Origin of the sequence: Pseudomonas sp. P105 (genome assembly GCF_032614175.1) — a bacterium.
GTDB lineage: Bacteria > Pseudomonadota > Gammaproteobacteria > Pseudomonadales > Pseudomonadaceae > Aquipseudomonas > Aquipseudomonas rhizophila.
This window is the reverse complement of the sequence record NZ_CP126693.1, coordinates 5,821,110-5,842,640: the sequence shown is the minus strand read 5'-3', so window position 1 is coordinate 5,842,640 and position 21,531 is coordinate 5,821,110. Positions and strand designations below refer to the sequence as shown.

21 protein-coding genes and 1 pseudogene are annotated in these 21,531 nt (G+C 59.6%); 14 read left to right on the top strand and 8 right to left on the bottom strand.

Annotation, left to right across the window (positions count from 1 at the left end; translation table 11 throughout):
* The first annotated feature begins 70 nt into the window (after positions 1–70).
* A complete protein-coding gene (locus QOM08_RS26230; RefSeq protein WP_047230418.1) occupies positions 71–520 on the top strand; it encodes a c-type cytochrome in 450 nt (149 codons plus the stop codon).
* Between the two features lie 74 nt (positions 521–594).
* On the opposite strand, the gene QOM08_RS26225 is transcribed toward QOM08_RS26230, so the two are convergent.
* Both QOM08_RS26225 and ligB read right to left on the bottom strand, forming a co-directional pair.
* Positions 595–990, bottom strand: coding sequence for a DUF1090 domain-containing protein (locus QOM08_RS26225; RefSeq protein ID WP_047230417.1), 396 nt, complete (start codon positions 988–990; stop codon positions 595–597).
* 88 nt (positions 991–1,078) lie between these two features.
* Complete coding sequence (gene ligB / locus QOM08_RS26220) at positions 1,079–2,752, bottom strand: NAD-dependent DNA ligase LigB (protein WP_188251834.1); 1,674 nt, start codon at positions 2,750–2,752, stop codon at positions 1,079–1,081.
* A gap of 207 nt (positions 2,753–2,959) precedes the next feature.
* Here ligB and QOM08_RS26215 point away from each other — a divergent pair, with 207 nt between their 5' ends.
* Positions 2,960–3,580, top strand: coding sequence for a LysE family translocator (locus QOM08_RS26215; protein ID WP_139048963.1), 621 nt, complete (start codon positions 2,960–2,962; stop codon positions 3,578–3,580).
* 141 nt (positions 3,581–3,721) lie between these two features.
* Here the strand turns inward: QOM08_RS26215 and metK are convergent, their stop codons facing one another.
* Together metK and QOM08_RS26205 are read right to left on the bottom strand one after the other, a co-directional pair.
* Positions 3,722–4,912 (bottom strand): methionine adenosyltransferase, encoded by a 1,191-nt coding sequence (gene metK, locus QOM08_RS26210; RefSeq protein ID WP_047230414.1) that lies wholly within the window; start codon positions 4,910–4,912, stop codon positions 3,722–3,724.
* Positions 4,913–4,931: 19 nt separating this feature from the next.
* Positions 4,932–5,927 carry an ArsR/SmtB family transcription factor gene (locus tag QOM08_RS26205; protein ID WP_047230413.1) on the bottom strand — a complete coding sequence of 332 codons (996 nt, stop codon included), beginning with the start codon at positions 5,925–5,927 and terminating at the stop codon, positions 4,932–4,934.
* Between the two features lie 257 nt (positions 5,928–6,184).
* On the opposite strand from QOM08_RS26205, the gene tkt reads away from it, so the two are divergent.
* The 9 genes and pseudogenes from tkt to QOM08_RS26160 form a co-directional block, all read left to right on the top strand.
* Complete coding sequence (gene tkt, locus QOM08_RS26200) at positions 6,185–8,182, top strand: transketolase (RefSeq protein ID WP_047230412.1); 1,998 nt, start codon at positions 6,185–6,187, stop codon at positions 8,180–8,182.
* A gap of 148 nt (positions 8,183–8,330) precedes the next feature.
* Positions 8,331–9,386 (top strand): erythrose-4-phosphate dehydrogenase, encoded by a 1,056-nt coding sequence (gene epd, locus QOM08_RS26195; protein WP_160893965.1) that lies wholly within the window; start codon positions 8,331–8,333, stop codon positions 9,384–9,386.
* Positions 9,387–9,410: 24 nt separating this feature from the next.
* The gene (locus QOM08_RS26190; RefSeq protein WP_139048965.1) at positions 9,411–10,574 is read left to right on the top strand and encodes a phosphoglycerate kinase; all 1,164 of its coding nucleotides are present in this window, start codon (positions 9,411–9,413) and stop codon (positions 10,572–10,574) included.
* A 31-nt stretch (positions 10,575–10,605) separates the two neighbouring features.
* On the top strand, positions 10,606–10,830 hold the full coding sequence (locus QOM08_RS26185) for a hypothetical protein (RefSeq protein ID WP_139048966.1): 225 nt from the start codon (positions 10,606–10,608) through the stop codon (positions 10,828–10,830).
* 57 nt (positions 10,831–10,887) lie between these two features.
* The gene (locus QOM08_RS26180) at positions 10,888–11,223 is read left to right on the top strand and encodes an MliC family protein (RefSeq protein ID WP_047230408.1); all 336 of its coding nucleotides are present in this window, start codon (positions 10,888–10,890) and stop codon (positions 11,221–11,223) included.
* Between the two features lie 245 nt (positions 11,224–11,468).
* Positions 11,469–12,533 carry a class II fructose-bisphosphate aldolase gene (gene fba, locus QOM08_RS26175; RefSeq protein WP_003177554.1) on the top strand — a complete coding sequence of 355 codons (1,065 nt, stop codon included), beginning with the start codon at positions 11,469–11,471 and terminating at the stop codon, positions 12,531–12,533.
* Positions 12,534–12,644: 111 nt separating this feature from the next.
* Positions 12,645–12,935, top strand: coding sequence for a helix-turn-helix transcriptional regulator (locus tag QOM08_RS26170; RefSeq protein WP_316912303.1), 291 nt, complete (start codon positions 12,645–12,647; stop codon positions 12,933–12,935).
* Complete coding sequence (locus QOM08_RS26165; RefSeq protein ID WP_188251833.1) at positions 12,928–14,187, top strand: type II toxin-antitoxin system HipA family toxin; 1,260 nt, start codon at positions 12,928–12,930, stop codon at positions 14,185–14,187. The genes QOM08_RS26170 and QOM08_RS26165 overlap by 8 nt, the downstream gene beginning before the upstream one ends.
* A 4-nt stretch (positions 14,188–14,191) precedes the next feature.
* Positions 14,192–14,310 (top strand): annotated as a pseudogene (locus QOM08_RS26160) (fructose-1,6-bisphosphate aldolase); the annotation flags it as partial.
* Between the two features lie 500 nt (positions 14,311–14,810).
* On the opposite strand, the gene QOM08_RS26155 reads toward QOM08_RS26160, so the two are convergent.
* The 4 genes from QOM08_RS26155 to QOM08_RS26140 form a co-directional block, all read right to left on the bottom strand.
* Positions 14,811–15,095 (bottom strand): fructose-bisphosphate aldolase, encoded by a 285-nt coding sequence (locus tag QOM08_RS26155; RefSeq protein WP_139048968.1) that lies wholly within the window; start codon positions 15,093–15,095, stop codon positions 14,811–14,813.
* 502 nt (positions 15,096–15,597) lie between these two features.
* Positions 15,598–16,266, bottom strand: coding sequence for a polysaccharide lyase family 7 protein (locus tag QOM08_RS26150; protein ID WP_139048969.1), 669 nt, complete (start codon positions 16,264–16,266; stop codon positions 15,598–15,600).
* A 294-nt stretch (positions 16,267–16,560) separates the two neighbouring features.
* The gene (locus tag QOM08_RS26145; protein ID WP_139048970.1) at positions 16,561–17,232 is read right to left on the bottom strand and encodes a polysaccharide lyase family 7 protein; all 672 of its coding nucleotides are present in this window, start codon (positions 17,230–17,232) and stop codon (positions 16,561–16,563) included.
* 281 nt (positions 17,233–17,513) lie between these two features.
* Positions 17,514–18,179, bottom strand: a complete 666-nt coding sequence (locus QOM08_RS26140) for a polysaccharide lyase family 7 protein (protein ID WP_076383385.1) — start codon at positions 18,177–18,179, stop codon at positions 17,514–17,516.
* Between the two features lie 318 nt (positions 18,180–18,497).
* Between QOM08_RS26140 and QOM08_RS26135 the strand changes: the two genes are divergently transcribed.
* The 3 genes from QOM08_RS26135 to QOM08_RS26125 are packed head-to-tail and all read left to right on the top strand — an operon-like array spanning position 18,498 to position 21,466.
* Positions 18,498–20,621 (top strand): putative bifunctional diguanylate cyclase/phosphodiesterase, encoded by a 2,124-nt coding sequence (locus QOM08_RS26135; protein ID WP_076383386.1) that lies wholly within the window; start codon positions 18,498–18,500, stop codon positions 20,619–20,621.
* 40 nt (positions 20,622–20,661) lie between these two features.
* Positions 20,662–21,165 carry a M48 family metallopeptidase gene (locus QOM08_RS26130; RefSeq protein WP_139049043.1) on the top strand — a complete coding sequence of 168 codons (504 nt, stop codon included), beginning with the start codon at positions 20,662–20,664 and terminating at the stop codon, positions 21,163–21,165.
* Between the two features lie 4 nt (positions 21,166–21,169).
* Positions 21,170–21,466 carry a helix-turn-helix domain-containing protein gene (locus QOM08_RS26125; RefSeq protein WP_092401633.1) on the top strand — a complete coding sequence of 99 codons (297 nt, stop codon included), beginning with the start codon at positions 21,170–21,172 and terminating at the stop codon, positions 21,464–21,466.
* The last annotated feature ends 65 nt before the right edge of the window (positions 21,467–21,531 follow it).

Genomic DNA, 21,531 nt, shown 5'->3' with positions numbered 1-21,531 from the left:
GATAATAGGGCTATTGGTCTTTGCCGATGACCCGAGGATACTAACCGCCGTTTCCTGCTCCGAGGCCAAGATGTTTGTAAAACGATTTTCCATGGCCGTGCTGGCCTGCCTGATGTTGTCCGCCTGTGGCGGTGTCGATCCCAATTCCCCGCTGGGCCAACGCAAAGCGATCTTCAAGCAGATGCTCAAGACCAACGAAGAGCTCGGTGGCATGCTGCGCGGTCGCATCCCGTTCGACGGCCCGCGCTTTGCCGAGGGCGCGGTGCAACTTGATCAACTGTCCCGCGAGCCGTGGAAGCATTTCCCGCAAGTGCGTGAAGAAGACCACACCAGTGCCCGGGATGAGGTCTGGCAAAAACAGGCGCGTTTCCAGGAACTGGCCCGCAGCCTTGAAGCCGCCACCGGTGAGTTGGTAACCGCCAGCAAGGTCCAGCCGTACAGGGCCAGCAACCTGGGGCCTGCGGTGCAGAAAGTAGAGGACGCGTGCAGTGCCTGCCATAAAGAGTTTCGGGATTATTGAGTAGGGGCAGCTGCAAGTTTTTAGCTGCAAGCTGCAAGTGTGAAGCTTGGGGCTTGCAGCTTGAAACTTGCAGCTTACTTATCCAACTCATCCACCGCTTCCTGCAACTCTTTGCGCGAAGCCGCCAGCTTGTCCTTGCGTTTGTTGATCCGCTGCGCGTCGCCTTTTTTCATGGCTTTGTCCAGATCGGCCTGACGCTGGTTTACTTCGTGCTTGGCTTCAAGAACCTTGTTTTCACGTTCCTTGCGCAGGGACGCGTCGGTGCAATGGGTGGTGACCTGGCTTAATGCTGTTTCCAGGCCGGCTTGCTGGTCTTTGTTGTCGCGGGACTTGGCCAGCTCGATTTGATTGATGATGCCCTGGCGCTTAGCTGCGCAGCCGGTGAGCTCCGGTGTTTGCTCGGCTGCCATCAGGGGGGCGGCCATAGCGCTGCATAGTGTCAGCAGTGCGATAGGAGACAGGAAATTCATAGCAACTCCGTGAAAACTCGCGAACGGTTGGTATAGATGCGCTGTTGGAGCGCATGTTTACCCCTTGGGTTCAACTGTGGGACCTGGATTAAAAACCGTCGACCCCGGCACCCCTTAGTACTTCACTTAACGCCAGCACCTGTGGGTCGCGAAAAAAAGCCCTCAGTTGCGCGGCGCGTCCCGGGCCGATACCGGCTTCGGCTTGCCAATGTTCGATGTCGCGCTCGGCAAGCACCTGCCATGGCCCTTCCAGCCGGACCTCGCCGGTGGGTGGCAGGCCAAGAGCCTTGAGCCACTGCCCAAACGGACGTTGACGGGCGCTGTGCAGGCTGTCGAGCAAGCGGGCGCTGCTGCGTTCGCCGAAGCCGGCAATGTTAGCAAGCTCGTCGGCATCGAGGGTCATCCAATCCAGCAATCCATTGAGTCGACCGGCGGCCAGGAGTTTTTCCCAGGTGCCCGGGCCGACATGGGGCAGGGCTAACCCGTGCTTGCCGCTGAGCCAGCCCAGGCGCGCCAGGAACTGGCTTTCGCAGCCGGGTGTCGGCTGCCAGCAACTTAAAAAGTGATAATCGGCTGCCGCTGGGGCGTTCACGTCCTGGCGCTCGACACTACGCAACACGACGCTGTCCAGGCGTGGAATGGTCAGCCCGGCCAGGCTGATGGCGACCCGGTCGCCAGGACGAATGTCCATTTGCTCCCAGCGTTTGAGGGTGCTGACGCTCACGCGGCGGATTCGTCGGTCGTCGAGCATGGCAGGTTCAAGTTCCAGCACGGGCGTGATGCGCCCGGTACGACCGATCTTGAAGCGCACGTTGCGCACCTCGGCAAGGGCCTGGGCATAGGGGTACTTCCAGGCCACGCTCCAGAACGGCGCCCGGGCTTGCCAGCGGTCAGCCGGTGGGCGGCGGCTTTGGCGCAGGACGATGCCATCGCTGGCAAAGGGCAGGGGCGTGCGATACCAGTGGTTGCGCCAGTGCTCGACGTCGGCCAATGCCTGAACGGGCTGGCTGTAGCCGATGGTGTCGGCGAAGCCCAGCGCCTGCAGGGTCGTCTCCCGTTCGGGCAGCGTGGCCGGTCCGTCAGGCCAGTCCCAGACAAACAGGCCGATGTCCGCCCCTTCTTGCGCGGTCAAATTCGCGCGCGCCATCAGCCCCGCCACGGTCGCCCGGGCGTTGAGACTGCCGTTGCTGGCCTGGACATGGGCAATCAGCCGCCAGTACAGCTCACCCTGAACGACCAGGTCCAATGGCTGATTCAGCCGTTGCGGGATGGCGTTGATTTTGTGCGCAGCCCAGGTCCAGTCTTGCCCCTGGGCACCATCACCGCGGCTGATCGCCTGATGCAGGCGCCCCCCGCGATAGACCAGGGTCACGGCCACGCCATCGACTTTCGGTTGGACCCACAGGTCTTCTCGGCCTTGTAGCCACGCCTTGACCGCGTCGGCATCCTTGAGTTTGTCCAGGCCGGTGTGTGCAACCGGGTGTGGCACTTTCCCGCCCGCCGTGCGCAGGGGAAAACTGGGTGTCACAAGGTCAAAGCAGTCGCGCCAATGGCCCAGCTGGATGCGGGATTGATCGTAGAGTTCATCGGCTACCAGTGATCGGCCGAGACGGTGATAGCTGTCATCCCACGAATCGATTCGCTGTTGCAGGGCGGTGATTTCCGCCTGGGCGCGTCCGAGGGGCCAGTCGGGACAAGGCGCGGCAATGACAGGGGAGCAGATGAATATAAGACAGGCCAATAGGCGTGATAACGGCAGCATCGAAGCATCCTTGCTTGGTGGTGTGCTTGAAGGCTAGTCACTGTCACAGAAGGTGCGAGGCTGGGAGCGTTACCGGATTTTGCAGGGGGCGATAGCGAAGTCGTGGCGGTACAGTGCAGCGTGATTTGGTTGCGCAACTGTGCCTTGAACCCATCAGGGGCGAGTGCAGAATGGGGGCTCGATCCGCTCTGCCAGGCGTGCATCCCTATGGACCTGACGACCCTCGCTGTTTTCATCCCGGCCTGCTTCGCGCTGAACATGGCGCCGGGGCCGAATAACCTGCTGTCCATCAGCAACGCCTCGCGTTATGGCTTCGTCCGGGCGTGCAGCGGTGGCATTGGCCGGTTGCTGGCGTTTGCACTCATGATTGCCCTGGCAGCGGTGGGATTGACCGCTGTGCTGCATACCTCGGAACTGTTGTTCCTGGGGATCAAGTTCGTGGGTGCCGCTTATCTGTTCTACCTTGCCGTGCAATTGTGGCGGGCGCAGCCAGAAACCGGAGCTGAAACGGCGGTCACTTCGATGAGCGTGACCCGCCTGGCACGCCAGGAGTTTCTGGTGGCGATCGGCAACCCGAAGGCGATCCTGTTGTTCACCGCCTTCCTGCCGCAGTTCGTCGACCGCGCCAGCACTGTCACCCAGCAGTTCGCCGTGCTGGGCGGCCTGTTCCTGGCGCTGGAGTGCATTGCCATCGGGTTGTATTGCTACATGGGGATTTATGCGCGGCGGCTGTTTGCCCGGCCGAGCGGCAAACGTCTGTTCAATCGCCTGTGTGCGGGGCTGCTGGCCAGTGCGGCTTCGTTCTTGCTGGTGGCGCGACGGTCCTGAAGTCGATGGTCCCTTGCTCCCACAGATAAGTGCCCAAGCGACAAATCCTTGCATGGCTTAACCCCCCCTGAATGGGTATGAGCCGGACATGAAAAAGCCCCTGACGACCCAGTCGCCAGGGGCTTTTCGTACCCGCAGTTTTTACAGGCCGGCAGCGGCGCGCAGGGCGTCGGCGCGGTCGGTTTTTTCCCAGGTGAAGGTGGTGAAGGTGTCGTCACCGACCGTCTTGGTCTGCGGCGTGCGACCGAAGTGGCCGTAGGCGGCAGTGTCCTGGTACATCGGGTGCAGCAGGTCGAGCATGGTGGTGATGGCGTACGGACGCAGGTCGAACACTTCACGAACCAGCTTGATGATCTTGTCATCGCCGATCTTGCCGGTGCCGAAGGTGTTCAGCGAGATCGAGGTAGGCTGAGCAACGCCGATGGCATAGGAAACCTGGATCTCGCAGCGCTCGGCCAGGCCGGCGGCCACGATGTTCTTGGCCACATAACGACCGGCATAGGCTGCCGAACGGTCGACCTTCGATGGATCCTTGCCGGAGAACGCGCCACCGCCGTGACGGGCCATGCCGCCGTAGCTGTCGACGATGATTTTGCGACCGGTCAGGCCACAGTCGCCTACCGGGCCACCGATGATGAACTGGCCGGTCGGGTTGATGTGGAACTGGGTGTCCTTGGACAGCAGCTCGGCAGGCAGTACGTGCTTGACGATCAGCTCCATCACGCCTTCACGCAGGTCTTTATAGGACACTTCAGGGTTGTGCTGGGTCGACAGTACGACGGCATCGATACCGACAACCTTGCCGCCTTCGTAACGGCAAGTCACCTGGGACTTGGCATCCGGGCGCAGCCAAGGCAGCAGGCCGGATTTACGGGCTTCAGCCTGGCGTTGAACCAACTGGTGCGAGAAGGTGATCGGTGCTGGCATCAGCACGTCGGTCTCGTTGCTGGCGTAGCCGAACATCAGGCCCTGGTCGCCGGCACCCTGGTCTTCAGGCTTGGCGCGGTCAACACCCTGGTTGATGTCGGGGGACTGCTTGCCGATGATGTTCATCACGCCGCAGGTCGCGCCATCGAAGCCGACGTCGGAGCTGTTGTAGCCAATGCCCAGGATGACGTCACGGACGATCTGTTCCAGGTCGACCCAGGCTGAAGTGGTGACTTCGCCAGCGATAATCGCCACGCCCGTTTTCACCAGAGTTTCGCACGCCACGCGGGCGAACTTGTCTTCAGCAATGATGGCGTCCAGCACCGCATCAGAAATCTGGTCGGCGATTTTGTCCGGATGCCCTTCAGACACGGACTCGGAGGTGAAAAGGGAGTATTCGCTCATCTCGATGTTTTCCTACAAGTTACCGATGGTGAGTGTCGCCAGCCGGTCGCTGAAAATGGCGGACCTGGATCTGGAAACCATTACGTAAGCCCACATAGAGGCTTTCCCCGGGCACGAGGCCCGCAGCGGTGGCCCAACGGGCCAGATCGTCCTGTTCAAACCCCAGCCAGAGATCACCGCAGGCCTCCTTGGCCCAACTCTGGTTGTGGCTGCATAACTCTGTCACTAACAGGCTACCGCCCGGTTGCAGCAAGTCGGCCATGTGCTTGAGCGCATCGGCCGGCGCGGCGAAATGGTGAAGCACCATGTTCAATACAACACAATCGGCCTGCAGGCTCACACCATTCAAGGCATCGGCCAGTTGCAGGCTGACATTAGCCAGTGTTTCACGTTCGCACACCTGGCGTGCCAGCTCGAGCATGGCCGGGCTGTTGTCCAGCGCGGTCACTTGGCTGAAACGCCGCGCCAGCTCCGGCAGAAACGCGCCGTCGCCAGGGCCGACTTCAATGGCCGTGGCGGTGGGCTCGAATCCCAGTTTGTCGAGCAGCGCCACGACGCTTTCACGGTATTGCGGCAACCCGGCAATCAGGTCCTGCTGGGCGCGAAACTTCTCGGCCACCCGGGCAAAAAAATCCTGGCTGGCAGCGGCTCGCTGCCCGTGTACCTGGGCGATGCGGGCCTGCACGTCTGCCGGCAGGTCCAGCTCATCCACCTCTTCGAGCAACGCGGCATGCAGCTTGCCGCCCAGCAGATCGGTATGGGGCAGGGCGCGGCGGTAAAAAATCGCATTGCCTTCACGACGGGTCGCCACCAGGTCGGCCTGGGCCAGGACCTTGAGGTGGTGGCTCATGCCGGATTGACCGATGCCGAAGATCTGCGCCAGTTCCAGCACGCCGAACGAATCGTTGGCCAAGGCGCGCAATACATTGAGCCGCAGCGGATCGCCGCCGGCCTTGCAAAGGGCCGCCAGCTCATCGCAATCGTCATGGCGAATGGAAGGCACGCGTAAATTCATAGGGCGGCAGTCTAGTGAGGGGTATGGATCACCGCAAGGTCAATATCAAAAAGTTTTGATATTGCTCGATAAAAGGCACTTCCCAAGGCGTGCTTGACTCTACAAACCTTCAGCGGAAAGGTTTCACCTGGCGATTGCGACTTTATCCACCGGAAAAAAGCCTCTGGATGACTATCTGTCATTGCCCCGGGGCGGGTGGGTGAGGGAAAATGCTCGCCTTTTTTCAGTTTCACAATTCAAAACCCAGGAGATCAGCGATGCCCAGCCGTCGTGAGCGTGCCAATGCCATCCGTGCACTCAGCATGGATGCCGTGCAAAAAGCCAACAGCGGCCATCCCGGTGCCCCTATGGGTATGGCGGATATCGCCGAGGTGCTTTGGCGCGACTACCTCAAGCACAGCCCGAGCAACCCGTCGTTTGCCGACCGTGACCGCTTCGTGCTGTCCAACGGCCACGGCTCGATGTTGATCTATTCGTTGCTGCACCTGACCGGTTATGACCTGTCGATCGATGACCTGAAGAATTTCCGCCAGTTGCACAGCCGCACTCCGGGCCACCCGGAATATGGCTACACCCCAGGCGTGGAAACCACCACCGGTCCACTGGGCCAAGGCCTGGCCAACGCCGTGGGCTTTGCCCTGGCGGAAAAAGTCCTGGCGGCGCAGTTCAATCGCCCAGGCCACAACGTTGTCGATCACCACACCTACGTGTTCCTGGGTGATGGCTGCATGATGGAAGGCATTTCCCACGAAGTCGCCTCCCTGGCCGGCACCTTGGGCCTGAACAAGCTGATCGCTTTCTACGATGACAACGGCATTTCCATCGACGGCGAAGTCGAAGGCTGGTTCACCGACGACACCCCCAAGCGTTTCGAAGCCTACAACTGGCTGGTCATCCGCAATGTCGACGGCCACGACCCGGAAGAAATCAAGACCGCCATCGAGACGGCGCGCAAGAGCGCCCAGCCGACCCTGATCTGCTGCAAGACCACCATCGGTTTCGGTTCGCCCAACAAACAAGGCAAGGAAGACTGCCACGGCGCGCCACTGGGCGCCGAGGAAATCGCCCTGACCCGCGCTGCGTTGAAGTGGGAACACGGTCCGTTCGAAATCCCGGCCGACATTTATGCCGAGTGGGACGCCAAGGAAAAAGGCCGTGCCGCCGAAGCCGAGTGGGACCAGCGCTTTGCCGCCTACTCCGCGCAATTCCCTGAGCTGGCCAATGAACTGGTCCGTCGCCTCAGCGGTGAGCTGCCTGCCGATTTCGCTGAAAAAGCCTCGGCTTACATCGCTGAAGTCGCCGCCAAAGGCGAAACCATTGCCAGCCGCAAGGCCAGCCAGAACACCCTCAACGCTTTTGGCCCGCTGCTGCCGGAGCTGCTCGGCGGTTCGGCCGACCTGGCCGGTTCCAACCTGACCTTGTGGAAGGGCTGCAAAGGCGTCAGCGCCGAAGATGCCAGCGGCAACTACATGTACTACGGTGTTCGTGAGTTCGGCATGAGCGCGATCATGAACGGTGTGGCTCTGCACGGCGGCCTGGTGCCTTACGGCGCAACCTTCCTGATGTTCATGGAATACGCCCGCAACGCAGTGCGCATGTCGGCCCTGATGAAGAAGCGCGTGCTTTATGTGTTCACCCACGACTCCATCGGCCTGGGCGAAGACGGCCCGACTCACCAGCCGATCGAGCAACTGGCAAGCCTGCGCTGCACGCCGAACCTGGACACCTGGCGCCCATGTGACGCCGTGGAATCGGCAGTGGCCTGGAAATACGCCATCGAGCGTAACGACGGTCCATCGGCGCTGATCTTCTCCCGCCAGAACCTGCAGCACCAGAACCGCGATGCCGACCAGATCGGTGACATCACCCGCGGCGGCTATGTGCTCAAGGACTGCATTGGCGAGCCTGAACTGATCCTGATCGCCACCGGCTCCGAAGTCGGCCTGGCCGTCCAGGCCTACGACAAACTGACCGCGCAGGGCCGCAACGTACGTGTGGTGTCCATGCCGTGCACCAGCGTGTTCGATGCCCAGGACGCCGGCTATAAGCAAGCGGTATTGCCGTTGCAAGTCAGCGCCCGGATCGCCATCGAAGCCGCTCACGCCGATTACTGGTACAAGTACGTCGGCCTGGAAGGTCGCGTGATCGGCATGACCACCTACGGCGAATCGGCGCCTGCGCCGGCGTTGTTCGAGGAGTTCGGCTTTACCCTGGAAAACATTCTGGGTCAGGCTGAAGAGCTGTTGGAAGACTGATCCGAAGTCGCGTCGTCCGGGCTGACGCCATCGCGAGCAAGCTCGCTCCCACAAGGATCTCCACCGACCCTGTGGGAGCGAGCTTGCTCGCGATGGCGATGGCTCAGGCAACGCTGCCCTGATGGATTCACCCAAGTCAGAGAACCCCATGCCCCAACCGCGTCCCTACAAAGTTGCACTCAACGGCTACGGCCGGATTGGTCGTTGCGTCTTGCGTGCGTTGTTCGAGCGAGGGGCCAAGGCCGGGTTCGAGATTGTGGCGATCAACGATCTGGCCGACATGGCCAGCATCGAATACCTGACACGCTTTGACTCCACCCACGGCCGGTTTCCGGGCGAGGTGCGGGTCGAGGGCGATTGTCTGCACATTAATGGCGATTGCGTGAAAGTCCTGCGCAGTGCCACCCCCGAAGGTATCGATTGGGCATCCTTGGGTGTCGACCTGGTGCTTGAATGCTCGGGCGCCTACAACACCCGTGAAGATGGCCAGCGCTTCATCGCGGCCGGCGCGCCGCGGGTGTTGTTCTCCCAGCCGATGGCCAGCGAAGCGGATGTCGACGCGACCATTGTCTACGGCGTGAACCAGGATTGCCTGAGCGGCGACGAGCTGTTGGTGTCCAACGCGTCCTGCACCACCAACTGCGGCGTGCCGCTGTTGCGCCTGCTGGACCAGGCCATTGGCCTGGAATACGTGTCGATCACCACCATTCACTCGGCGATGAACGATCAACCTGTGATCGACGCCTATCACCATGAAGACTTGCGGCGGACCCGCTCGGCGTTCCAGTCGGTGATTCCGGTGTCCACTGGTCTGGCGCGCGGCATTGAACGGCTGCTGCCGGAACTTGCGGGGCGAATTCAGGCCAAAGCCGTGCGGGTGCCGACGGTCAACGTGTCCTGCCTCGACATCACGATGCAGACCGTGAGCGATACCGACGCCACCGAGGTCAACCGGATCTTGCGCGAAGCCGCCACCAGCGGTCCGCTCAAAGGCCTTCTGGCCTACACCGAGTTGCCCCATGCCAGCTGTGATTTTAACCATGACCCACATTCGGCCATAGTCGATGCCAGCCAGACCCGGGTATCCGGGCCACGGCTTGTGAACATCCTGGCCTGGTTCGACAACGAATGGGGGTTTGCCAACCGAATGCTGGACGTTGCCGAGCATTACCTGCAAACCGCTTCTAAAAAACCTGCTCTCTAAACAGTTACCCAGGAATTGCGACCCATGACCGTGTTGAAGATGTCCGACCTCGATCTGCAAGGTAAGCGCGTACTGATCCGCGAAGACCTCAACGTCCCCGTCAAGGACGGTGTTGTCACCAGCGACGCGCGTATCCTGGCTTCGCTGCCGACCATCAAGCTGGCCCTGGAAAAAGGCGCGGCCGTGATGGTCTGCTCCCACCTGGGCCGTCCGACCGAAGGCGAATTCTCGGCGGAAAACAGCCTCAAGCCGGTCGCCGCTTACCTGAGCAAAGCCTTGGGCCGCGACGTACCGCTGGTGGCTGACTACCTGGGCGGTGTGGACGTGAAGGCCGGCGATGTCGTGCTGTTCGAAAACGTGCGCTTCAATAAAGGCGAGAAAAAGAACGCTGACGAACTGGCCAAGCAGTATGCAGCCCTGTGCGACGTGTTTGTGATGGACGCGTTCGGCACCGCCCACCGCGCCGAGGGTTCGACCCACGGCGTGGCGAAGTTCGCCAAAGTGGCCGCTGCTGGCCCGCTGCTGGCCGCCGAACTGGACGCACTGGGCAAGGCCCTGGGCTCCCCGGCCCAGCCGATGGCTGCCATTGTTGCCGGCTCCAAGGTTTCCACCAAGCTCGACGTGCTTAACAGCCTGAGCCAGGTGTGCAACCAGTTGATCGTCGGCGGCGGCATTGCCAACACCTTCCTTGCTGCGGCCGGTCACCCGGTCGGCAAATCCCTGTACGAGCCGGACCTGCTGGACACCGCCCGGGAAATCGCCGCCAAGGTCAGCGTGCCGTTGCCGGTGGACGTGGTGGTTGCCAAGGAATTTGCCGAAGGCGCCACCGCCACCGTCAAGCTGATCGCTGACGTGGCCGAAGACGACATGATCCTCGACATTGGCCCGCAAACCGCAGCCAATTTCGCCGAACTGTTGAAATCTTCCAAGACTATCCTGTGGAACGGTCCGGTCGGCGTGTTCGAGTTCGACCAGTTTGGCAACGGCACCAAAGTGCTGGCCCAGGCCATCGCCGAGAGTGACGCTTTCTCCATCGCTGGCGGCGGCGACACCCTGGCGGCGATCGATAAATATGGCGTGGCCGAGCAGATCTCCTACATTTCTACCGGCGGCGGTGCGTTCCTCGAATTCGTCGAAGGCAAAGTACTGCCAGCCGTGGAAGTCCTGGAAAGCCGGGCCAAGGCCTGAGGTTTCGTTGACCAGGCAAAGGAGTGTTGTGATGGTCAAGACGTTGGCGCTTTTATTGCTGACCGCATCCCTGGCCGCTTGCGGGAGCCACCCGCAAGCCGCACCGGAAGCGGTCACTCCCAGCGAGCCGAAAACAGGTTGCTACCAGGCCGAGTGGCAGGCCGAAACCAACCCGGTGCTCAATAAGCGTTCCGGGCCGGACGGCCTGGACAAATACGAGACGCAGGTCCCGGCCAAGGAACATGGTTGCCCTTGACGGGTCTGACTCATTAACTCATGGCTGGCGGCTTGCGCTGTCAGTCGAGGAACACGGATGAAAGGCTTTATCGCCGTTGTGGCGCTGGCAATGCTGGCCGGTTGTGCGCAGCTGGATCGGTTTCGTTCGTCCGAGCCTGTGGTAGAGGGCTGGACAACCTGGACCTGTGACAGTCAGGCCAAGGTGCTGTGGCGCTATACCGATGACACCCGCAAGGAAGTCGACGTTCGCCTCGGCGGTGCCGAGCAGGTCTATCACCTGAAGGAAGAGCCGGGCGCATCGGGTACGCTGTACAGCGACGACATGCTGGCGTTTCACGTCAAAGGTGAGGAAGGCCTGGTTTACTGGGTCGCCACCAATGACTTGATTGGCCGGGGCTGCAAGGCTGACTGATTCAATAGAGATCCAATGTGGGAGCGAGCCTGCTCGCGATAGCGATGTATCAGGCATCAGTGATGTTGACTGTCGGGCCCTCATCGCGAGCAGGCTCGCTCCCACAGGGGCCTCTTATAGTTTCGAGATTTTGTTTCACCGAACACACAGGCCGGACCCACCCCCGACCTGCAATGACTTGAATAGCCGCCGCCGCTCCGGCAGGCTGGCACGATTAACGACCCTCGACCGGGAGAGACACACTAATGGCACTTATCAGCATGCGTCAGATGCTGGACCACGCAGCCGAGTTCGGCTACGGCGTCCCAGCCTTTAACGTCAACAACCTTGAGCAGATGCGCGCCATCATGGAAGCCGCTGACAAGACTGACTCCCCGGTGATCGTCCAGGCTTCGGCCGGCGCCCGCAAATACGCCGGCGCGCCATTCCTGCGTCACCTGATCCTGGCTGCCATCGAAGAATTCCCGCACATCCCGGTGTGCATGCACCAGGACCACGGCACCAGCCCTGACGTCTGCCAGCGCTCCATCCAACTGGGCTTCAGCTCGGTCATGATGGATGGCTCGCTGGGCGAAGACGGCAAGACCCCGACCGACTACGAATACAACGTGCGTGTCACCCAGCAGACCGTCGCCATGGCCCATGCCTGCGGCGTCTCGGTGGAAGGCGAACTGGGTTGCCTGGGCTCGCTGGAAACCGGCATGGCCGGTGAAGAAGACGGCATCGGCGCCGAAGGCGTGCTGGATCACAGCCAGATGCTGACCGACCCGGAAGAAGCCGCGGACTTCGTCAAGAAGACCCAGGTCGACGCCCTGGCCATCGCCATCGGCACCAGCCACGGCGCCTACAAGTTCACCAAGCCGCCTACCGGCGACGTGCTGGCCATCGACCGCATCAAGGAAATCCACAAACGCATTCCCAACACCCACTTGGTGATGCACGGTTCTTCCTCGGTTCCGCAAGAGTGGCTGGCGATCATCAACCAGTACGGCGGTGACATCAAAGAAACCTACGGCGTGCCGGTTGAAGAAATCGTCGAAGGTATCAAGTACGGCGTGCGCAAGGTCAACATCGACACCGACCTGCGCCTGGCCTCTACCGGTGCGATGCGTCGTTTGATGGCGACCAATCCGAGCGAGTTTGATCCGCGTAAGTTCTTCGGGGCTACCGTGACGGCGATGCGTGATGTGTGTATTGCGCGTTACGAAGCTTTCGGTACTGCGGGTAATGCTTCGAAGATCAAGCCGATCTCGTTGGAAGCGATGTATCAGCGGTATTTGAAGGGTGAGTTGAACGCTAAGGTTAACTAAGGCTTGAGCGTCAAAAAAACCCGCAGTGATGCGGGTTTTTTTGTGCGTGGGAATTGGCCTTGAAGATCGGAGGACACAACACGCTTGAAATGTCCGCTATAAAGGACATAATTGGATTTCAAAGCTAAAAAGTCCGTTATAGGTGACACTGTGCTGATTCTAAACCCTTCAGTTCTTGGCGAGAGGATGCGTGCACTGCGCCGTGCGAAGGGATATACCCAACAGCTTCTCGCTGAGAAAGCCAACTGCAGCCGCAAAACGATCATCGATCTTGAGGCCGGTGAAAACGTGGCTGTGTACACCTTGTTTCGAGTCGTATCGGCGTTGGGGATGGCGCTGGAAATCGTCGACAAGCGGATTGACCTCAAATCCCTCGCTGATCTGGTAGAGCATGATGAGTAAGGTCAAGCTGCTCAATGTCATGACACCGCAAGGTTATAGCGGCGACTTGTCCAAAGGTTCGCAGTTTTCGTTCGCCTATGCGAGCGCCGAGGCGTCTCGGGAGGTTTCGTTGGTCATGCCCTATGACCCTACGCCTTCAGTCAGTAACGTCCTTCATCCTATCTTTGATATGAACGTGCCCGAGGGGTTTCTGGCCGACCAGATCAAGCGTCGTATGGCCAGACACATGCAAGTCGATGACATGCGGCTGTTATCGGTGATAGGTGGTAATCAGATCGGTCGACTCAGTTACGTCAACCCTGCGCAGGCCCCTACGACTGTGCGGGCTCAGGTCGGGTTGCAGGACATTCTGTCGGCGGATACTTCACAAAGTGTTTTTGACTTCCTTGTTGATACTTATTTTGAGTCTGGCATTTCGGGCGTCCAACCCAAGGTACTTGTGCCTGACTTGGATAAGCTGACTGGCGATCGAAAAACCATGCTCAGCTCCGATCTGATCGTGAAATCCGGCGCCGAGGAGTATGCCCATCTGGCGCAGAATGAATTCCTTTGCCTGGAAGCCGCTCGTTTGGCCGGGTTGGAAACTCCGCCATTCTGGCTGTCGGAAAACGGTGAGTTGTTTGTAATGGAACGGTTCGACCTGACCCCTTCCGGGCGCTTGGGGTTTGAGGACATGGCAGTGCTCCTTGGCCTGCACAAAGACCCTCATGACAACTACAAATATTCCCAGAGTTACGAGACCCTTGCGGCAGTAGTGGATCAGGTATGCCGGCATGCTGAGCCGGTTCGCGAACGGGAGCGCTTTTTTTCTTCGGTGTGCCTCTCGGTCATGGTGCGCAACGGCGATGCCCACCTGAAAAATTTCGGTGTTATTTATACGCATCCCGACGCACTGGAAACCGTGCGGTTGGCACCGGTTTTTGATGTCACCACTACCACGGTGTATGAACACTACAACCCCAAGTCTGGCCGCTCGTTGGTGGATCGGACCTTGGCGATCAAGATGAACAAGGTGAAGACCTATCCTGATCGGCAGCAACTGATCGAGTTCGGTCGCAAGCATTGTGGGGTAGATAAGCCATTGTTGATTATTGAGCGAATCGCCGACGCGATGAGCCAAGCGTTGGCGATCAATGGGCATCGTATTGATGGGGAGCTGCTAAAAGGCATGCAGGCGGAGTGGGATGGCGGACGGCTTGCAGCACTTTATGACTCGGTTGCACCTCGATTCAGGCGCAAGCCATTGGCGTGAAGCGAGTATTGTTCGTTATGAAGCGTTCGGGACGCTGGTAATGCTTCGAAGATCAAGCCGATTTCTTTGGAAGCGATGTATCAGCGGTATTTGAAGGGTGAGTTGAACGCCAAGGTTAATTAAGGTTTCAGCGTTTTGAGAAAACCCGCAGTGATGCGGGTTTTTTATGTGTGGGGTTTGTGTGTATATCCGTTTTTGGGTAACGGCTGCTTAGGGTTCCGCCCTTACGGCGGGTCACTTTCGAAGAGCGCGAAAGTAACCAAAGCGCTTCTGCCCCACCACTCGGTGCCTCGCCTAGGCTCGGCATGCCCGAACGCAGGCCTTGCTCCGTGGGCCCGCCGCGAAGGGCCATCCATGGCCCAGCGCGGCTATCCCGGCATCCATGCCGGGATGCCCACTACGCAATACCTGCGTTCGGCCAGCGTGGTTAACGGGGCCCACAGATCAAAATCAAAAGCGAGGCGGCCTTATAGCCGACCTGGCTCTTGCGGGTGTACTCCAATCCAATTGTGGGAGCGAGCCTGCTCGCGATAGCGGTAATTCAGTTGCACAGAAGTTGGATTTACTGCCGTCATCGCGAGCAAGCTCGCTCCCACAGGGGATCATCTCCCGCCGGGAGGGCTTTATTGGTCTTCGAGGCCGCGTTGTTCAATGACGCCGAACACATCGGTGACATCCTGAACCAGGATCCGGGCGACATTGGTGAGGGTATTGAGGTCGCTGGAGGCCGAATCGCGCAGGGTGGCGCAGGCCATGAGCGTCAAGTAGTCGAGCGTGGCATGCAGGCGTTCGCTGGCACAGGCGTGAAGCTCGCTCAGTGGGACGGTTTTATCGATGAACAGGACGGGTTGGGTGGTGGCGATCGGGGTCAAGGGCGTGAAGCGGCTAATCGATTGATGCATGGTCATAGATGAAATTCCCTATAGAAAAAGAATTGCCACCTTTTTGCTGCGAAACAAAGTGGGTGGCAGCTACGCGCGGGTTCGCAGACCGAGAATGACCAAACCCGGCAGACCCAAAGGCCTCCCGCGCGCAACCGCCATAAAATGAACGTCGGCAATTCTGCCTGAGTTTTCATTTTGCGGTGCAAAGTCATTGTTCTCTGTCGGGCTGCGAAACCCGTGCCCCGCTGACCAAAGCCAGCAGACGAGCCCGAACTATAGAGGAGATTTTCGAGCCCAAAATCGACCTGTAGGACGCACCGCGCCCACGTGGCGAGGGAGCTTGCTCCCGCTCGGGGGCGCAGCCGCTGCAAAACTTGGGTATGTGCTAGGTCTGACGAAAAGAGGGAACTGCTTCGCAGTCCAGCGGGAGCAAGCTCCCTCGCCACGGTGGGCGAATTCCTACGAAATTTACAGACGGCCAGGCGAGCAGCATTCCGTTGCTGCTGTGGCGCCTGAAGCACCGTGGTCAGGTGTTGTGATCGATATCCAGCTTGCTGAACGTCACTTTCCCGCCTTCGCTGGTGTAGCCCGTATTGTCTTGAACATACACGCCAGCCTTGAAATACAGCGGCTTGACCTTCCATTTGGCGCTCATGGTGGTGTACCAGCTACGACCCGCCGCGGTGATGCCCAGGTCGCCGGTACGATCAAGATGGATCCGGTAAGAAAAGGACCGATCAAGCTTCACCCCCGTGGCAACGGTGATGACCCGGCCGTCGTCGTCATCGGGGCGCATGCGCACTTTGGCGACGATGTTGCCGGTCTTGCTGTCGTCCTTGTACTGGTATTCCAATTTCAGCATGGGTTTGTTGCTGTCCTTGGCGTGGATCTGACCGATCACGATCTTGCCGCTGCTGGGCACCTGGTTGACTGCCAGGGTCGCCTGCAGATAGTTGTCGGCGTCGGGGTACAGCCAGTTGCGCAAGGTGCCGTCTTTATAGGTTTCCCGCAGCTCGCTGCGCGGGTATATGGCGTTTTCCGTCTTGGCGCCGGTCACCGGTGCCCAGAAATACACCGTCTGGCCTTCAGAGTTGAAATATTTGTTCTTGAAACCGTCCACCAGTCGAGGGGTTTCGATGGTTTTGGGTGGGCTTCCCTCGGGGATGCTCAAGTTCCAGGTTGCAAGATCGACCATGTGCGGGCCCTTTCTACGGAATGAATATGTTGCAAGATCCAGCCGGAGGCTCTAGCCAGCGCTTTATGACGCGTCCCGAGAAACGCGGGGGGATCGAATTTTCGTATCCGTCCGGCGGGGGGTTGGCGTCAACTGTCCGTCAGAGTGGTGTTTGCCGCTTTGGTGCCCGAGGATGACGACCGTTAGTCGGGCAATACGAATTTTTTTTGAACGATGGCGCTATGGCATCGGCGTCGATGTGGGTCACGTTCGAAGGGAGCAGCGTCCATGCTGCGGTATGCCAGGGGAATACGCTTATCGAACGGTGTGATGAATTTCCAGCATGCTGAACGTCACTTTTCCACCTTCGGTGGTGTAGCCGGTGTTGTCCTGTACGTAGACGCCGGCTTTGAAATACAACGGCTTGTCCTTCCAGTCCGGGCTTACCGTGGTTCTCCAGTTGTAACCCGCCGCGCTGATGCCCAGCGCGCCCTTCGGACTGAGGTGAATCTGGTAGGAAAATCTGCGATCAAGTTGCACGCCTGTGGCGATGGTGATGACTTGGCCTGACGCATCATCGGGGCGTAGTCGGACTTTGGCGACGATGTTGCCGGTGGAGCTGTAGGCCTTGTATTGGTATTCCAGTTTCACCATGGGCCGGGTGCTGTCTTTGGCGTGGATCTGGCCGATCACGAGCTTGCCGGTGCTGGGCACCTGGTTGACGGTCAGGGTTGCGCGCAGCTTGTTGTCTGCCGCGGAGTAGAGCCAGTTGCGCAGGGTGCCGTCGCTGTAGGTTTCCCGCAGTTCGCTGCGCGGGTAAATGGCGTTGGCGGTCTTGGCACCGGTCACGGGAGCCCAAAAAAACAGGGTGCCGGTTTCGGCATTGAAATACTGGTCTTTGAACCCTTGCGCCAGTCTCGGCGTCTCGATGGTCGCCGGAGGGCTGCCTTCGGGAATGCTCAGATTCCAGGTGGTGAGGTCGATCATGGTCGGATCCTGCGTAACGAAAGTAAAAATGCTGAGAACCAAAGCGGGAGGCTCTACTCCAGGCATTTGGGGTGTGTTGATCACGCAGGAAGGAGTTTTTTTGAATGACCATCCGGCGGATGTTTGACGTCAATTGCCCGTCGAATAGGTCATTTGCAGCATCTGTGCCTGGAGAGAGAACCGTTAGTCGGCAGTTTCGAATTCGCCATGAACGATTTCGCATTGATAGGGTCGCCTGGGCGGGCAGCGCTGCGTTCCTGCCATGGCGCCCTGCCAAGCGGCTAGATGTGATCGATATCCAGCAGGCTGAACGTCACGGTCCCGCCTTCGGTGGGATAACCGGTGTTGTCCTGCACGTACACGCCCGCCTTGAAGTACAGCGGCTTGTCGCTCCAAGTGGAGCTGATGGGGGAGCTCCACTGGTAACCCGCACCATTGATGGTCAGGACGCCGGCGGGGCTGAGGTGGATCAGGTAAGAGAAGGACTGATTGAGCTTTATGCCTGTGGCGATGGTGATGACCTGGCCCGATTCGTCGTCGGGACGCATGCGCACTTTGGCGACGATGTTGCCGGTGGAGCTGTAGGTTTTGTACTGGTACTCCAGTTTCACCATGGGGCTGGTGCTGTCTTTGGCGTGGATCTGGCCAATGACGAGCTTGCCAGTGCTGGGGACTTGGTTGACGGTCAGCGTGGCGGCCAGCTTGTTATCAGCCGCTGAGTACAACCAGTTGCGCTGGGTACCGTTGCTATAGGTTTCTCGCAGTTCGCTGCGCGGGTAAATCGCGTTGGCAGTCTTGGCGCCGGTGACCGGTGCCCAGAAAAACACCGTTCCGGAGTCGGCGTGGAAATACTGGTTCTGGAACCCCTGCACCAGTTGAGAGGTTTCGATGGTCGTTGGTGGGCTGCCTTCGGGGATGCTCAGGTTCCAGGTGGCGAGATCAATCATGGTCGGATCCTACGTAACGGAGTGAAAATGCTGAACGCCCAGCCAGAGGCTCTAGCTCAAGCTTTTCGGCGCATTGATCACGCAGGGGGAAATTTTCGATGACCGCCCAGCGAATGATTGACGTCAATTGTTCGTCGAAGGTGTCATTGCAGGTTTTGTGCCCGAGGTGGGTGACCGTTAGTCGGCTATTTTGGGCTTTGTCTGGATGATGGCGGGATGACACCTACTGCTTTTCAGAATCACGGTCTAGAGTGAGATCACAGTATTTGTCCGCCTTGCTACGTCAGGACGGACGTGACGCCCGATAAGAGAAGCAGCATGGAATGCGTGCAACCACCGCTTGGCGAAGACAGTTCCGTCCTTTTGATAGTTGATGATTACCCTGAAAACCTGCTCAGCATGCGAGCGTTGTTGCAGCGTCAGGACTGGAAGGTGATGACCGCGTCCTCGGGTGTCGAAGCCCTTAACCTTCTACTCGAACATGACATCGACCTGGTCCTGCTGGATGTGCAGATGCCCGACATGGACGGTTTTGAAGTAGCGCGTCTGATGCGCGGCAGCCAGCGGACACGGCTGACCCCGATCATTTTCCTGACCGCCAACGAGCAATCCCAGGATGCGGTGATCAAGGGCTACGCCAGCGGCGCCGTGGATTACCTGTTCAAACCATTCGATCCGCAGATTCTCAAGCCCAAGGTTCATGCTCTGCTCGAACACCAGCGCAATCGCCGGGCCTTGCAGCGCCTGAGCCAGGACCTGGAAGCAGCCAGGGCTTTCAACGCCTCGGTGCTGGATAACGCTGCTGAAGGCATCCTCGTGGTGGATGAAAGCGGGTGTATTCGCTTCGCCAATCCGTCTACCTGCCGCCTGCTTAATGCCACCGCCGAGCAGTTGCAGGGAATGCCGCTCCTGGACTTCCTGCAAAAACCCCACATTCCCGAGTGGGCCGGCTCCGATATCCATGTCGCCTACTGCCGGGGGCAGACCTGGCGCCTGCACGATGCGGTCCTGCGCACTGCGCCCGGCCAGCAGGTGTCGGTGGCCTTGTCTTGTGCGCCCCTGCCTGCGGAGCAGAAGGCCATGGTGGTAACGCTTCAGGACATGTCGGTGGTGCGTCACTTGCACCAGCAACTCGAATACCAGGCCGTCACTGACCCGCTGACCGGTCTGCTCAACCGCAGGGGGTTTTATCAGACAGCCGAAAACCTGCTGATGCGCAGCGAGCGGCTGGAAAGCAACTGGGTGCTGCTGTACCTGGATCTTGATGGCTTCAAACGGGTCAATGACTCGTTGGGCCATGATGCCGGTGACCGCGTGTTGCGCTGGGTGTCGGAACAACTGAAGGCGTGCCTGCGCCCGTTCGACATTCTGGCGCGTCTGGGCGGCGATGAGTTCACCGCTCTGCTGGATCTGGAAGTGCCCGAGCAAGCGGCCAAGATTGCCGAGAAACTCATCGAACGAGTGTCTATCTGCCAACAGATCGAGGGCATGGACGTAGCGCTGGGGGCCAGCATCGGCATCGCGACGTACCCCGATTGCGGCGCCAATCTCGACGGTCTGCTGCGCGCGTCCGACATCGCCATGTACGAGGCCAAGCGCGCTGGCCGTCAGCAATACCGTTTTTACGATCACGAAATGAACGGTCGAGCCCGTTCACGGCTGATGCTCGAAGAAAGTGTGCGCTCGGCCATCGAAAACCGCGATTTCAATATGGTCTACCAGCCCCAGGTGGGGGTGGGCGACGGGCGCATCCGTGGCTTCGAGGCGCTGTTGCGCTGGCAGCACCCCAGCGTCGGTGATGTGCCGCCGGGGCTGTTCCTGCCATTACTGGAAGAGGCCCGATTGATCAGTCGGCTGGGGAGCTGGATTTATCATCGCAGCGCCGCCCAGCGTAAAGTCTGGGAGCGCTTGTTCGCTGATGATCTGGTACTGGGGGTGAGTCTGAGCAGCACCCAGTTCGGTTTGCCCAACCTGGTGACCGAATTGCGCCAGGTCCTGGAGCGACATGCCCTCAAACCCCGGCAACTTGAGGTCGAGGTGACTGAAGATGCACTGATGCGCAACCCCGACGAAACCCATAAACAACTGCGGTTGCTGCATAACCTCGGGGTGCGAGTGGCGTTGGATGATTTCGGTTCCGGGCCTTGCTCGCTGGCGCACCTGCGCGACCTGGAACTCGATACCCTCAAGCTTGATCGACACCTGATCGCCCGTCTGCCGGATTCGCCCCGGGATGCGGCACTGGCGGCGTCGGTCATCGATTTGTGCAAGCAATTGGGGTTGCGGGTGATCGCCGAGGGCGTAGAGACGCCTGAGCAATATAAGTGGCTCAAGGCCCACGGCTGCGAATATGTGCAGGGGTTCCTGGTAGCGCGGCCCTTGATGGCCGAAGACACCGATGCCTTTGCCCGGCCATTTGACTGGAGCGCGATGCAGGTCTGAATTCGCTACACTGGCGGCTTTTGTGACTGTATTGCCGCCGATGATCGCGCTCAAATACCTCCAGGCTTACCCCGCCGCCCTGCAAGCCCAAGTGCAGCAACTGATTGCCCAGGATCGGCTGGGCGACTACTTGCAGCAGCGCTACCCCGACCGGCATTCGGTCCAGAGCGACAAGGCCCTGTACGGTTATGCGCTGGATCTCAAGCAACAATACCTGCGTAACGCGCCCGCTATCGACAAGGTGCTGTTCGACAATCGCCTGGACCTGACTCACCGCGCCCTGGGCTTGCACACTGCCATTTCACGGGTGCAGGGCGGCAAGCTCAAGGCCAAGAAAGAAATTCGTATCGCTTCGCTGTTCAAGGACGCGGCACCTGAGTTTTTGAAAATGATCGTGGTGCACGAACTGGCCCACTTCAAGGAGTCGGACCACAACAAAGCGTTCTACCAACTCTGCGAGCACATGCTGCCGGGGTATCACCAGTTGGAATTCGACTTGCGGGTGTACCTGACCTGGCGCGATCTGCAACCCCCCAAGGAATGACCGAATGGACGTCAGCAAGACCAAAAGCAGCTTCTATCGTCGTTTGTATGTGGCGTACCTGATTGATAGCGGCGTGGCCAGCAACATTCCCGCGCTCACCGAAGTCACCGGCATGCCGCGACGCACCGCCCAGGACACCGTGGCAGCGCTGGCGGACCTGGATATCGTGTGTGAATTCGAGCAGCTAGAGGGTGCCCGTAACCATGCCGGGCATTATCGGATCCGTGATTGGGGGGCGATTGATCGGCGCTGGATCGAGGGGAATTTGCAGCGCATTAAAGCGGTGTTGGAGTATCCCTGAACATTGGCGGCGTCTGGGTCGGCGTTATCGCGAGCAGGCTCGCTCCCACATTGATCTGCAGTGGA